Raw genomic sequence first — 12,701 nt, forward strand, 5'->3', positions numbered from 1 at the left:
ACGGAACCGGGATCAGCTCACTGCGTATCGCTGCCGCGGTCGGCCGGTGGCGCCGTACTGCAGCGCCATCGTCAGCGTGCCGTCCCGCACCAGATCGGCGAGGTAGCGGCGCGCGGTCGCGGGTGAGATCCCCACCTGTCCTGCGATGTCGTCGGCCAGCAGTGGCCCCGACGCCGCCCGCAACGCCTCGACGATGCGCCGCTCGGTGACCGAGCCGCCGTCGTCGCGGCGCGGCGCCGGGCGGTCGCTGCGCAACACCGAGGCGGCTGCGTCGACCTGGTCCTGGGTGACCTCGGCACCGTCGAGGATCCGCCGGTAGGCCGTGTACGCGCCGAGCCGTCGCGCGAGCTCCGTCGCCGGGAAGGGCTTGATGAGGTACTGCAGTGCGCCCGCCGCGAAGCCCGCACGCACGCTGGCCGCATCGTCGGCGGCACCGAGGATGAAGGCGTCGCACCGCATCTCGCGCACCAGGTCGATGCCCGAGCCGTCGGGGAGGTAGACGTCGACGAGCGCCAGGTCGATCCGCTCGCGCTCCAGGATCGCGCGCGCCTCCGACAGCGTCCGCGCGGAGCCCACCGTGGCGAGCCCGACCATGGTGTCCACGATCTTGGCGTGCAGTGCGGCCACCCGGAAGTCGTCGTCCACCACCAGGATCCGGATGTCACGTGGCATCGTCGAGCACCCCCTGCGGCAGCGTGGCCATGACGGTGGTCGGCTCGTCCGCGCCGGGGCCGCCGCGCTCGACGACGGTGACCTCTCCCCCGTGCCCGCGGGCCACCTGCCGCGCGATGACGAGGCCGAGGCCGCGGCCGCCGGGCACCGTCGGATCGGTGCGGGTGCTGACGCCCTCGACGAAGGGATCTTCGACCGTGAACCCCGGACCGCTGTCGGTGACGATGATCGCGAGATCGTCTCCGTCGCGCAGGACGTCGATCTCGACCTCCCGGGGCTCGTCCCCGTCGGCGGCGGCGTCGATGGCGTTGTCGAGGAGGTTGCCCACCAGGGTGGTGGTGTCCACGGGGTGCGTGAGGACGCCGACCAGCGCGGTGTCGGCACCGACGCGCAGCACGACGCCCCGCTCGCGGGCGCGCGCCGCCTTCGCCGACACGAAGGCCTTCAGGTGCGGCTCATCGAGACTGTCCAGCCCGGAGACGGGCAGGACGCCCGCGCGGCCGGCGATCTCGTCGAGGTAGGCGATGGCCTCGTCGGTGCGGCCGTCGCGGAGCAGGCCCGCGACGACGTGCACCCGGTTGGCCGACTCGTGCCGCTGCGCGCGCAGCGCCGAGCTCATCGCCTGCACCGAGTCGAGCTCGCGGGTGAGCGCCTCGACATCGGTGCGGTCGACGGCGGTGAGCACCGTGCCGAGGTCCGTCTCGCCACGGTGCACGCGGCGCGAGGCGACGAGGACGACCCGCTCGTTCACGGCGGCGGCGACCGGTGTCTCGGTGGGCGTCGCCACGACCCCCGAGACCCGTTCCGTCAGGCCCAGATCCGCCAGCGGCGTGCCCGCCTCCGCGGTCACGCCGAGCAGCTCGCGGGCACGGTCGTTGATCACCCGGACGATCCCCTTCGCGTCGATGGCGATGACGCCCTCCGAGCCCGAGTGCAGGACGGCGTTCTGCTCCCGGATCAGCTCGGCCATCTCCTCCGGCTCGAGCCCCAGCGTCAGGCGGCGCCACCGTCGGGCCAACAGACCGGAACCGACGATCCCGACGGCGAGCGCGAGGGCCGCGAGGCCCGCCAGCAGGAGCAGCGTGCGCCGCGCGGCCTCGGCCACCGTCTCGGTGGAGATACCCACGCTGACCAGGCCCACCACCGTCCCGTCGGGACCGAGGACCGGAGCCTTGGCACGGACGGAGTCGCCGAGGGTTCCGCGTTGCTGGGTGAGCTCGACATCGCCGCCGAGCGCCGTCGACGGATCGGTGCTCAGCGGCGCGCCCAACTGGGACGGGTCGGGGTGGGCGATCCGGTAGCCGGCGTCGTCGGCGATGACCACGAACAGCACCCCCGTGCGCTGGGTGATCGCGACCGCCTGGCGTTGCAGCGGAGCGGCGGCGAGCTCCTCCTGCGTGGCCGGACGGCCCGCGCGCCGCGCCGCGGACTGGGCTGCGGCGCCGGCACGGACATCGGTGTCGGAGGCGACCGTCTCCGCGATCGCCTCCGCCCGGTGCCCGTACTCGGTGCGGGTGTCGGCGTCCACGCGGTGCACCACGATGCCGAATCCGGCTGCCAGGCTGACGATGATGATCACCACCTGGAGCAGGAGGATCTGCGTCCGCAGCCGGATCCTGGGCATCGCCTCAGCCTAGTCATCCGATCCGCGCTCAGAAGGGGATCTGACCGAGGAGGACGCCGACCACGAGCATGACGATCGACACGACGACGGCGCGCCACAGCACCTTCTTGTGGTGATCGGCCAGGCCGACACCCGCCAGCGCGACGAGGAGCAGGATGGCCGGGACCAGGGGGCTCTGCATGTGGAAGGGCTGTCCCGTGATCGAGGCGCGAGCCATCTCGGCGGCGCTGATCCCGTAGTGGCCCGCCGTCTCCGAGAGCACCGGCAGGATGCCGAAGTAGAAGGCGTCGTTGGACATCAGGAAGGTGAACGGGATCGAGAGGATGCCGGTGATGACGGCCAGGTGCGGCCCCATCGACGCGGGGATGATGCCCGTGACCCAGGCGGCCACCGACTCGACCATGCCGGTGCCCTTGAAGACGCCCGTCAGAACCGCTGCGGCGAAGACCATTCCGACCACCGAAACGATCGACTTCGAGTGCCGCGTGATGGCCTCCTGCTGCTCCGCCACCTTGGGGAAGTTCACGGCCAGCGCGATCGCGGCGGCGATCATGAACAGCACCGGGATCGGCAGCAGGTCCAGCGTGAGAACCGCGAGCAGCGCGATGGTGATCGCGGCGTTGAACCACAGGAGCTTCGGGTTGCCGTGCACGCCGAGGGCCGCGGTCAGCGCACCGTCCTTGGTGCCCGACGAATCCTCGTCGGTCCCACCGGTCCCCGCATCGCCACCGATGGTGCCGCCCCCACCCCCGGAGCCCACACCGGAGAGGACGCGATCGCGGATCACGATGCTGCCGATCCGCTTGCGCTCCATGAGCCCGAGGTGCCAGGCGAAGGCGAGGACCACGACCATACCGGCGATGAGCGACGGGATCATCGGCACGAACACCTCGGACGGCGAGATCTTCAGCGCGGCGGCGGCGCGGGCGGTGGGGCCGCCCCAGGGCAGGATGTTCATCGTGCCGTTCGCCAGTCCCGCCACCACCGTGAGCACGACGGGGCTGACGCCGAGCTTGAGGTACAGCGGGAGCAGCGCGGTCGTGGTGACGATGAAGGTCGTGGAGCCGTCACCGTCGAGCGAGACGACCGCGGCCAGGACACCCGTGCCGAGCACGAGCTTGGCCGGGTCCTCGCCGACGACGCGGACGACCGCGCGGATGACCGGGTCGAACAGGCCGACGTCGATCATCACCCCGAAGAAGATGATCGCGAAGAACAGCATCGCCGCGGTGGGTGCGAGGTCCTTGATGCCGTCGGTGATCATCTTGCCGATGCCGGTGCCCGCGCCGGCGAGCAGGCCGAAGACCACCGGGACGGCGATCAGCGCGACGATGGGCGTCGCGCGGCGGGTCATGATGACGACCATGAACGCCGCGACCATGGTCAGTCCCAGGACTGTCAACATGGGATTCTCCTCGTGAGTGAGTGATCGGGATAACACGAGGAGCATGGACGTGATGGGCTTCACAGCGCGCTCTTGTGCGTGTTAGTCGCACTTCTGCGCGTTTCGCGCGGCGACTCCCGAGCACCCCGACCTACCCTGGGTCCCGTGCACTTCACGGAGTTCCACGTCCGCCTCGCCGCCTACGGACTCGCGGTGAACACTGCCGACGAGGTCCTCGTGACCTGGTTCAACGGAAGCACCGGCGCACCGGCCTGCTGGACGATGCCGGGCGGCGGCGTCGAGTTCGACGAGAACTGTTCCGACGCGGTGATCCGGGAGTTCTTCGAGGAGACCGGGTATCACGTGACGCCCGGCCCGATACTCGGCGAGCACCACACGACCTTCCCCGCCACCGCCGACCGGGCCCCGGTGCGCTCGCAGCGGTTCCTCTTCGCCGTCACCGTCGAATCGGGCGTTCTCGGCACCACCGAGGTCGGCGGGACGACCGAGTTCGCGCGGTGGGTGCCGCGACCGGAACTCCGGTCACTCACGCCTCGCGCGGACATCGTCGACGTGGCCGCGGACGCCCTCGATCGTCCGGCACGCGGCGACGGTCAGCCGAACGTGAACGAGTAGGCCGTCAGGCCGGGGCTCAGGTCGACGGTGACCGTGCCCGTCCCCGAGGCCGGCCGGTCGACGACGGTGCGGATGTCCGGCGGACCGTCGACGGCGATCGTGCGGGTGGCCCCGTCCTGGCTGACGGTGAGCGTGCCCGTGCCGCCGACGTCGAGGTACACGCGCTGCGCGGTGTACGCCAGGGTGAGGCTCGCCCCGCTCCCCGCGCGGATGTCCTCCGCGCCGACGGTCCACGTCCCGGCGAGCGCGAAGGTGTTGGGCTGCACCGTCTCCGGGCGGCCGAACACCCGGGTGCCGACCTCATAGTCGCCGGTCCCGCCGTAGCCCTGCTGCTTCCCGGCGCCGAGGTAGAGCTCGGGCGTGCGGTCGGCGTTACGCGGGGTCGCGTCCGGGACGTCGGTCGCGGGCGGCAGGACCGCGCCGGGGTGCGCCGCGAGCAGCAGGGACCGGATCGCCGCCTCGGTCCGGTCGTAGTGCCCCTCACCGAGGGTGACCAGCCGGATCGCGCCGGTCGCGTCGACGAGGTAGCCGGCGGGCCAGGCCACGTTGCGGTAAGCCGCCCAGGTCGCGGACCGGTTGTCGACGGCGATCGGGAAGGTCAAGCCCAGCTTGCGCGCGCCCGCCGTCACGTTGCCGACGTCGTGCTCGAAGGCGTACTCGGGCGTGTGCACGCCGATCACCTCGAAGCCGAGGTCGCGGTAGTTCTTCCACCAGGCCTCGGCGTGCGGCAGTTCGCGCTGGCAGTTGATGCAGGAATAGGCCCAGAAGTCGACGAGCACGACCTTGCCGCGCAGCCCGTCCATCGTGCGGGGCGCGCCGCCGATCCAGGGGTCGATGCCCGCGAACTCCGGTGCCCGCCCGCAGTCGGCGAGCTGCGCCGTTCCGGTGAACGCCGCCTGCTGGCACTGCTGCAGGGACCCCGTGCCGGAGACCCGGGGCGCGATCGCCGCGGCCCCGAGCCGATCGCCGACGGCCTGTGTGTAGTCGGGCACCCGGCGCTGGATCAGGTCGGTGACGTTCAGCGCCAGCGCGACGGCGAGCGCGATCACCAGTACTCCACCGACGGCGCGGATCAATCGCTGGCGCCGCTGCAGCGCCCGGACCCGGTCCGCGAGGCGGTGCCCGGTGAGCGCGATGGCCAGCAGCGGGATCGCAGTGCCCACGGCGAACGCCGCGGTGAGCACCAGTGTGCGCGGGCCGATGGTGTCCGTCGCGCCGGCCAGGGCGATCGCCGCGAGGACCGGGCCGGCGCACGGCACGTACACCGCGCCGAGCGCGACGCCCAGCGCGAAGCCGCCCGCGGCACCGTCGCCCCGCAATCCCGGGACGCGCTGCGGAAGTCGGGCGAAGGGCCGCTCGAGCAGGCGCTCCATCGGCGGGACCAGCATGGCAGCGCCGAGCAGGAGCAGGGCACCGATGCCCACCCAGCGGATCAGTCCGGTGGGCAGGCGCAGGAGCGAGAGGACGACGGTGCCGAACAGCGTGAACAGCGAGAAGCTCAGGACCAGGCCGGCCACGATCGCGACCGGGCGGGCCCGGGAGGTGGGGGCACCGTCGGGCCCGGTCCCGGCGCTACCGAGCAGGACGACCGGGAGCACGGGGAGCACGCAGGGCGAGACTCCCGCGAGGACGCCGCCGACCAGTCCGACCAGCGGCAGCGCGAGGTCGGTCACGTCACCAGGTGGTCCCGTTCATGCCCGGGATCACGCAGTGCCCCCACTTGTCGACGCGACCGATGATCATCATGTCGTAGCCCGTGCAGTTGGAGTTGATCGTCGCGCAGGTGTGGACCGAGGTGATCACCTTGTTCTCACCGGGCTTGCCGCAGTGGGAACCGACGGGTGGCTGTGCGGGCGGCGGATCGGCCGACGCCGTCCCGCCGCTGCCGAACAACGCGGCCGCGCACGCCGCGACCGCGAAGATCCGTACTGATCGCTTCATCGAGCACCTCCTGTGAGGCCCCCACGTCCAGTGCTGATCGTAACGCCGCGCACCGGCTGCGCGACACCCCATTTCACCCGATTTCCGCAGGTCACATCCTGTACGCGTACGCACTGTCGAGTGCCGTCCTGTGCGCCCCCGGCAGGAATCGAACCTGCGACCTAGAGATTAGAAGGCTCTTGCTCTATCCAACTGAGCTACGGAGGCTGGTGGTGCGGTGGTCATCCTATCGGCAACCTCCCATGTCACTGAGTCGTGCATCGACATGATGTGCAACTAGTTGCATATTTGTCGAGGCGACGGTAGCGTCGACAGCGTGGCCCTCGAACACGCACTGCTCGTCTCCCTGAGCGAGCGCTCGGGCACCGGGTACCAGCTCACCCGGCGCTTCGACCGCTCGATCGGGCACTGGTGGCGGGCCTCGCACCAGCAGATCTACAAGACGCTGGCGCGGATGTCCGAGAACGGCCTCGTCACCTACGTCGAACAGGCGCAGGACGGTAAGCCGGACAAGAAGGTCTACACGATCACCGACACCGGGCGGAAGACGCTGTCGGAATGGATCCGCACCCCGGGGAAGGATTCGACGGACCGGCGCGAGCTGGCCACCAGGATCCGGGGCGCGGCACCGTCGGACCTGCCCGACCTGGCGAACGAGGTCCGGCGCGTCCGGGACCTGCACGCCGAGCGGGCCGAACTCTTCCGCACGCTCGAGAGCCGCGACTACCCGACCCCGGCCATCCTCACGGGCACGGAGCTGCAGCAGTACCTCGTACTGCGCGGCGGCGTGCTGTCCGAACAGGGCACCGTCGACTGGCTCGACGAGGTCCTTCGAGCCCTACCCAGCCCAAGCCCTGAATCAGCGGATTAAGGATCAACCATGTCAGCCAAGTACCCCCACCTCTTCGAGCCCCTCGACCTGGGCCACACGACGCTCAAGAACCGCGTCGTCATGGGCTCGATGCACACCGGGCTCGAGGACATGCCCTGGGACATCGGCAAGCTCGCCGCCTACTTCGCGGCGCGCGCCAAGGGCGGCGTCGGCCTCATCATCACCGGCGGCTACTCCCCCAACATCACCGGCTGGCTACTGCCCGCCGGGGCCAAGATGTCCTCGCCGATCGACGCGATCCTGCACAAGCGCGTGACCGACGCCGTGCACAAGGAGGGCGGCAAGATCGCGATGCAGCTGCTGCACGCCGGCCGCTACTCCTACAACCCGCTCAGCGCCTCCGCCAGCGCGATCAAGGCTCCGATCAACCCGTTCAAGCCCCGCGCGATGTCGGGCTTCGAGGTGCGCAAGACCATCCGCGACTTCGGCAACGCCGCGCGCACCGCGCAGAAGGCCGGCTACGACGGCGTCGAGGTGATGGGCGGCGAGGGCTACCTGATCAACCAGTTCCTCGCCGCGCACACCAACAAGCGCACCGACGAGTGGGGCGGCTCCGCCGAGAACCGGCAACGCTTCCCCGTCGAGATCGTCAAGGAGATCCGCAAGCGCTGCGGTAAGGACTTCATCGTCGTGTTCCGGCTGTCGATGGCGGACTTCGTGCCCGACGGACAGACCCGCGACGAGATCCTCACGCTGGCGCACAAGCTCGAGGACGCCGGCGTCGACATCCTCAACACCGACATCGGCTGGCACGAGGCCCGTGTCCCCACCATCGTGACCTCGGTGCCCCGCGCGGCGTTCACCGCGTTCACCGCCGACGTGACCCGCGCCGTGAACATCCCCGTCTGCGCCGCCAACCGGATCAACATGCCCTCCACCGCCGAGGAACTCCTCGAGCGCGGCGACGCGCAGCTGGTCCAGGTCGCCCGCCCACTGCTCGCGGACCCCGAGTGGGCGAACAAGGCGCGCGACGAGCGAGCCGACGAGATCAACACCTGCATCGGGTGCAACCAGGCCTGCCTGGACCACGCCTTCGTGCACAAGAAGGTCTCGTGCCTCGTGAACCCGCGCGCGGGACGCGAGACGGATCTCGTTCTGGCGCCGACCCGTTCGGCCAAGCGCGTGGCGGTCGTGGGCGCGGGACCGGCGGGGCTGTCGGCGGCCGTCAGCGCCGCGGAGTGCGGACACAAGGTGGAACTGTTCGAGGCCTCGGAGAAGATCGGCGGCCAGTTCGGCTACGCCGCGAAGATCCCGGGCAAGGAGGAGTTCAACGAGACCATCCGCTACTTCACGACGATGCTGGACCGGAACCAGGTGGCGGTGCACCTGAACACGCGCGCCGACGTCGAGACCCTGGCCGGCAAGTTCGACGAGGTGATCATCGCGACCGGCGTCGTGCCGCGCGTCCCGTCCTTCCCCGGCGTGGAGCACCCGAAGGTGATCACCTACGCCGAGGCGATCAGCGGCGCCAAGGAGATCGGCGACACCGTCGCCATCATGGGTGCCGGCGGCATCGGCTTCGACGTGGCCGAGTTCGTCACCACCGACAAGTCCCCCACCCTGCACCTCGACGAGTGGAACGCCGAGTGGGGCGTCACCCGCCAGGGCGACGTGCCCGGCTTCATCACCAAGCCGGCCCCCGCACCGTCGACCCGGTCCAAGGTGTATATGCTGCAGCGCAAGAGCACCCCGCAGGGCATCGGCCTCGGCAAGACCACCGGCTGGGTGCACCGCGCGACGGTGAAGATGAAGGGCGTCGAGCAGCTCAAGGGCGTCAACTACGAGAAGGTCGACGACGCAGGCCTGCACATCACCTTCGGCGAGGAGCGCACGGACGCGCGCGTGCTCGACGTCGAGACCGTGATCCTGTGCACCGGTCAGGAATCGGTGCGCGACCTCGACGAGGCGCTCGCCGAACGCGGCGTGAAGACGCACGTCATCGGCGGCGCGGCGCTCGCCGCCGAGCTGGACGCCAAGCGGGCGATCCGGCAGGGCACCGAGCTCGCCGCGTCGCTGTAGCGCGGCGGACGGGTACGGCGCCCGCCACCGCGGTCAGCCGGCCGCGCGTCCCGACAACCGGACGGGGCGCACCGCGATCTTCACGCGGTGCGCCGCGTCCGCCGGGACGTGCGGCCCCTCGCCGTAGTGCTCCGACAGGCGCGAATGGAAGGCGCCCGTGGGGTCGGGCTCGATCCGCTCGACCCGGCCGCGCACCTCGAGGTAGTTCTGCGGGTCCGCGGGGTCCGCAACGGCGATCGCGACCCGCGGCTCGTGCCGGATGTTCCGGTACTTCTGCCGGGCGTCGGTGTGGGAGAACCAGATCAGGCCGTCCTCGAACAGGAACCACATCGGGTTGACCTGGGGCGCGCCGTCCGGGCGGACCGTCGCGAGGTCGACGATCAGCGGGCGTTCGAGGAGCGAGCGGGCGGAGTCCGGGATCGGTACGGTCACACTGCAGACTCTGCCGCATCCTTCTGGTCGGCACTGTCGGACGAGACGATCGCCTCGTCGCGATCTCGTGCTCGGAGGCGGCCGATCACAGCATCGACACTGATCGGACCGGCACCGGTGAAGGCGAACAGCAGCAGCACCCAGCAGTACAGGACGGACAGCTCGCCGTCGTTCGCGAGCGGCGAGAGGCCATCGGCGGCGTGGAACGCGAAGTAGGCGTACGCCATCGATCCGGACGTGATGATCGCGGCGGGCCGAGTACCGGCGCCGATCGCGACGAGAAGACCGCCCACCAGCTGGATCACGGCGCCCCACCAGCTCGGCCAGGCGAAGACCTCCGGGCTGGACTGCCGCCCGCCGAGCAGGCCCCAGAAGGTGGCGGCGCCGTGGAGGGCGAAGAGCACGCCGATCACGATCCTAAGCACGGACAGGTACACAGGGGCCCAGCGGTTCATCATGGTCACCTCGAGCGTATCGGTAGAGTGGTGAGGCTAACCTAAACCACTCGCACCGGGTTCGCCATCCGAGTCGTGGCCACCCGGGCGGAGCTCACGGTGGCGCACTGCCGCTCACCAGCCAGGACCGTCGTCGTCACAGCGCGATCTTCGCGATACGGCATTGCCGACACCCTCCCGTACGATCTTCCCCATGCCTGTACCCGCACCCAACACGTCCGCCCGCGCCGTCGTCACCGGTGGCTCCTCCGGCATCGGTGTCGCCCTGGCCACGGAACTCGCCCGGCGCGGCCACTCGGTGATCCTGGTCGCCCGCAGTACCGGTCCGATGGAGGAGCTGGCCGCGAAGCTGCGCGCCGAGTTCGGCGTCGAGGCGGAGGTCCGCGGCGTCGACCTGTCCGATCACGCGGCCCGCGGCGTGCTCTGCGAGGAACTCGCGTCGCGCGAGATCTCCATCCTCTGCAACAACGCCGGCACCGCGACCTTCGGCCGCGTCATCGACCTCGACTTCGACTACGAGCGCGCCCAGCTCGAGCTCAACGCCAACGCCGTGCACGACCTGACGCTGGCCGTACTGCCGCAGATGGTCGAGCGTGGCAACGGCGGCATCATGATCACCGGCTCCGCGGCCGGCAACATGCCGATCCCGAACAACGCCACCTACGCCGCCTCGAAGGCCTTCGCCAACACCTTCTCCGAGTCGCTGCGCGGTGAGCTCAAGAACACGGGCGTGCACGTCACCCTGCTGGCCCCCGGCCCCGTGCGCACCGAGCTCCCCGATCCCGAGGACCGCTCCACGGTCGAGAAGGTCGTGCCCGAGTTCCTCTGGGTCAACACCGAGTACACCGCTCGGGTCACCCTCGACGCGCTCGAGCGCAACAAGATGCGCGTGGTCCCCGGGCTGTTGTCCAAGGGCATGTCCATGGCGGGCCACTACACCCCGCGCGCGATCATGGCGCCCATCGTCGGGCAGATGTACAAGAAGCTCGCCGGTAACTGACGAGCCCGCCCCGCACCGAGAAAAGTCCGGTCATTCGTCTCCAGGATCCTGGAGACGAATGACCGGACTTTTTCTGGCGTGCCCGCTCAGCGGCGTCGCTTGGTGCCGAAGATGCTGCGGGAGAGCTCACGGCCAGCACTCGAGGCCGCGGACCGCAGGAAGGACTTCACGGCCGGGTTGCTCATCACGTCCGAGACCCAACCGGACTCTTCCTCCTCCTTCTTGGGCGCGGGCGCGGGCGGCGGCGCCTGCTCGGCCGGCGCGTTCTCCTGCTGCGCCTGCTGGGCGTTCTGCGCGAGCTTCTCGAACGCCGACAGGTTGTCGACGGTCTGCGAGTACTTCGCCCACAGCGGCGAGGCCTGCGCGGCCGAGCGGATGGCATCGTCGCCGATCGCAGACATGAGGGAGCGCGGGGCGCGCAACCGGGTCCACGCGACCGGCGTGGGCGCTCCCTTGTCGGAGAGGACCGTGACGATCGCCTCGCCGATGCCGAGGCTGGTCAGGGCCTCGTCGAGCTTGTAGGCGGGCGAGGTCGGGTAGGTCTTGACCGTCTTGGACAGCGCGGCCTGGTCCTCGGGGGTGAAGGCGCGCAGCGCGTGCTGGATGCGGGCGCCGAGCTGGCTGAGCACCGGGTTCGGGATGTCGGTGGGCAGCTGCGAGCAGAAGAACACGCCGACGCCCTTCGAGCGGATCAGCTTGACCGTCTGCTCGACCTGGTCCTTGAAGGCCTTGCTGGCGTCGGCGAAGAGCAGGTGCGCCTCGTCGAAGATGAAGACGAGCTTCGGCTTGTCGAGGTCGCCCGCCTCCGGCAGGTACTGGAACAGGTCGGCCAGGACCCACATCAGGAAGGTCGAGAACAGCGTGGGCCGAGCGGCCTGGTCGCCGAGCTCGAACAGCGTGACCACACCCTGGCCACCCGCGGTGCGAAGCAGGTCACCCATGTCGATCTCGGGTTCGCCGAAGAAGGTGTCGCCGCCCTCGGCCTCGAGGTTGACCAGGGCGCGCAGGATCACGCCGGCGGTCTGCTTGCTGACACCGCCGATACCCTCGAGATCCGCCTTGCCCTCGGCCGAGGTGAGGTACGCGATGACCGAGCGCAGGTCCTTGAGGTCGAGCAGCTCGAGCTGTTTCTGGTCGGCCCAGTGGAAGATGAGGCCGAGCGTCGACTCCTGGGTGGCGTTGAGCCCCAGCACCTTCGACAGCAGGATCGGGCCGAAGGAGGAGATGGTCGCGCGGATCGGGACGCCGACACCCTTCGTGCCCAGGGAGACGAACTCCGTCGGCACTCCTGCCGGCTTCCAGTCGTCGCCGGTATCGGCGGCGCGGGCGGCGGTCCTGTCGTTCGCCTCGCCGGGCTTGGACAGGCCCGCGAGGTCGCCCTTGATGTCGGCGAGCACCACGGGGACACCGTTGGCCGACAGCTGCTCGACGATGAGCTGCAGCGTCTTCGTCTTACCGGTACCGGTGGCGCCGGCGACGAGGCCGTGCCGGTTCATCATCGCCAGGGGGATCCGCACCTTCGCGGACGGGTCGACGGTGCCGTCCACCAGGACGGTGCCGAGCTCCAGCGCGGGGCCCGAGAATTCGTAGCCGGCCGCGATGGTCTGCGCCGGGGAGTTCGCGTTGTCAGTCACGGGGGAAACACT

The 12,701-nt window shown here is 70.2% G+C and carries 12 protein-coding genes and 1 tRNA gene; 4 read left to right on the forward strand and 9 right to left on the reverse strand.

Annotated features, from left to right (window positions below; translation table 11 throughout):
* Positions 1-12: 12 nt before the first annotated feature.
* Genes AXK60_RS13420 through AXK60_RS13430 form a run of 3 tightly spaced genes read right to left on the reverse strand, consistent with a single transcriptional unit; the run spans position 13 to position 3,701 of the window.
* On the reverse strand, positions 13-672 hold the full coding sequence (locus AXK60_RS13420; protein WP_068571643.1) for a response regulator: 660 nt from the start codon (positions 670-672) through the stop codon (positions 13-15).
* Positions 662-2,296, reverse strand: a complete 1,635-nt coding sequence (locus AXK60_RS13425; RefSeq protein WP_175400018.1) for a sensor histidine kinase — start codon at positions 2,294-2,296, stop codon at positions 662-664. Before AXK60_RS13425 ends, AXK60_RS13420 begins: the two co-directional genes overlap by 11 nt.
* A 28-nt stretch (positions 2,297-2,324) precedes the next feature.
* Positions 2,325-3,701 carry a CitMHS family transporter gene (locus tag AXK60_RS13430; RefSeq protein ID WP_068571644.1) on the reverse strand — a complete coding sequence of 459 codons (1,377 nt, stop codon included), beginning with the start codon at positions 3,699-3,701 and terminating at the stop codon, positions 2,325-2,327.
* A gap of 144 nt (positions 3,702-3,845) precedes the next feature.
* Between AXK60_RS13430 and AXK60_RS13435 the strand changes: the two genes are divergently transcribed.
* Positions 3,846-4,316, forward strand: a complete 471-nt coding sequence (locus AXK60_RS13435) for an NUDIX hydrolase (protein WP_068571645.1) — start codon at positions 3,846-3,848, stop codon at positions 4,314-4,316.
* Here AXK60_RS13435 and AXK60_RS13440 read toward each other — a convergent pair.
* The 3 genes from AXK60_RS13440 to AXK60_RS13450 form a co-directional block, all read right to left on the reverse strand.
* Complete coding sequence (locus AXK60_RS13440) at positions 4,295-5,989, reverse strand: redoxin domain-containing protein (protein WP_068571646.1); 1,695 nt, start codon at positions 5,987-5,989, stop codon at positions 4,295-4,297. The two genes, AXK60_RS13435 and AXK60_RS13440, sit on opposite strands and share 22 nt — an antisense overlap.
* A 1-nt stretch (position 5,990) precedes the next feature.
* Entirely contained in the window at positions 5,991-6,257 is a 267-nt protein-coding gene (locus tag AXK60_RS13445; protein WP_068571647.1) for a hypothetical protein, read from the reverse strand.
* A 133-nt stretch (positions 6,258-6,390) separates the two neighbouring features.
* Positions 6,391-6,464, reverse strand: a tRNA-Arg gene (locus AXK60_RS13450).
* Positions 6,465-6,573: 109 nt separating this feature from the next.
* Here AXK60_RS13450 and AXK60_RS13455 point away from each other — a divergent pair.
* A complete protein-coding gene (locus AXK60_RS13455; protein ID WP_068571648.1) occupies positions 6,574-7,128 on the forward strand; it encodes a PadR family transcriptional regulator in 555 nt (184 codons plus the stop codon).
* A gap of 9 nt (positions 7,129-7,137) precedes the next feature.
* Positions 7,138-9,168, forward strand: a complete 2,031-nt coding sequence (locus AXK60_RS13460) for an NADPH-dependent 2,4-dienoyl-CoA reductase (protein ID WP_068571649.1) — start codon at positions 7,138-7,140, stop codon at positions 9,166-9,168.
* A 33-nt stretch (positions 9,169-9,201) separates the two neighbouring features.
* Here AXK60_RS13460 and AXK60_RS13465 read toward each other — a convergent pair whose 3' ends face one another.
* Together AXK60_RS13465 and AXK60_RS13470 are read right to left on the reverse strand one after the other, a co-directional pair.
* On the reverse strand, positions 9,202-9,600 hold the full coding sequence (locus AXK60_RS13465; RefSeq protein ID WP_068571650.1) for a PPOX class F420-dependent oxidoreductase: 399 nt from the start codon (positions 9,598-9,600) through the stop codon (positions 9,202-9,204).
* A complete protein-coding gene (locus AXK60_RS13470; protein ID WP_244881108.1) occupies positions 9,597-10,058 on the reverse strand; it encodes a DoxX family protein in 462 nt (153 codons plus the stop codon). The genes AXK60_RS13465 and AXK60_RS13470 overlap by 4 nt, the downstream gene beginning before the upstream one ends.
* Positions 10,059-10,248: 190 nt before the next feature.
* On the opposite strand from AXK60_RS13470, the gene cmrA reads away from it, so the two are divergent.
* A complete protein-coding gene (gene cmrA / locus AXK60_RS13475) occupies positions 10,249-11,055 on the forward strand; it encodes a mycolate reductase (RefSeq protein WP_068571651.1) in 807 nt (268 codons plus the stop codon).
* 86 nt (positions 11,056-11,141) lie between these two features.
* Here the strand turns inward: cmrA and AXK60_RS13480 are convergent, their stop codons facing one another.
* Entirely contained in the window at positions 11,142-12,689 is a 1,548-nt protein-coding gene (locus tag AXK60_RS13480) for a helicase HerA-like domain-containing protein (RefSeq protein ID WP_068571652.1), read from the reverse strand.
* Positions 12,690-12,701: the final 12 nt, after the last annotated feature.

This window comes from Tsukamurella pseudospumae (genome assembly GCF_001575195.1).
GTDB classification, from domain to species: Bacteria; Actinomycetota; Actinomycetes; order Mycobacteriales; family Mycobacteriaceae; genus Tsukamurella; species Tsukamurella pseudospumae.

Bases quoted from the DNA above. Each gene is read 5' to 3' on its own strand.
- AXK60_RS13420 (WP_068571643.1), bottom strand. From the start codon at position 672: ATGCCACGTGACATCCGGATCCTGGTGGTGGACGACGACTTCCGGGTG.
- AXK60_RS13425 (WP_175400018.1), bottom strand. From the start codon at position 2,296: ATGCCCAGGATCCGGCTGCGGACGCAGATCCTCCTGCTCCAGGTGGTG.
- AXK60_RS13430 (WP_068571644.1), bottom strand. From the start codon at position 3,701: ATGTTGACAGTCCTGGGACTGACCATGGTCGCGGCGTTCATGGTCGTC.
- AXK60_RS13445 (WP_068571647.1), bottom strand. From the start codon at position 6,257: ATGAAGCGATCAGTACGGATCTTCGCGGTCGCGGCGTGCGCGGCCGCG.
- AXK60_RS13460 (WP_068571649.1), top strand. From the start codon at position 7,138: ATGTCAGCCAAGTACCCCCACCTCTTCGAGCCCCTCGACCTGGGCCAC.
- AXK60_RS13470 (WP_244881108.1), bottom strand. From the start codon at position 10,058: ATGATGAACCGCTGGGCCCCTGTGTACCTGTCCGTGCTTAGGATCGTG.
- cmrA (WP_068571651.1), top strand. From the start codon at position 10,249: ATGCCTGTACCCGCACCCAACACGTCCGCCCGCGCCGTCGTCACCGGT.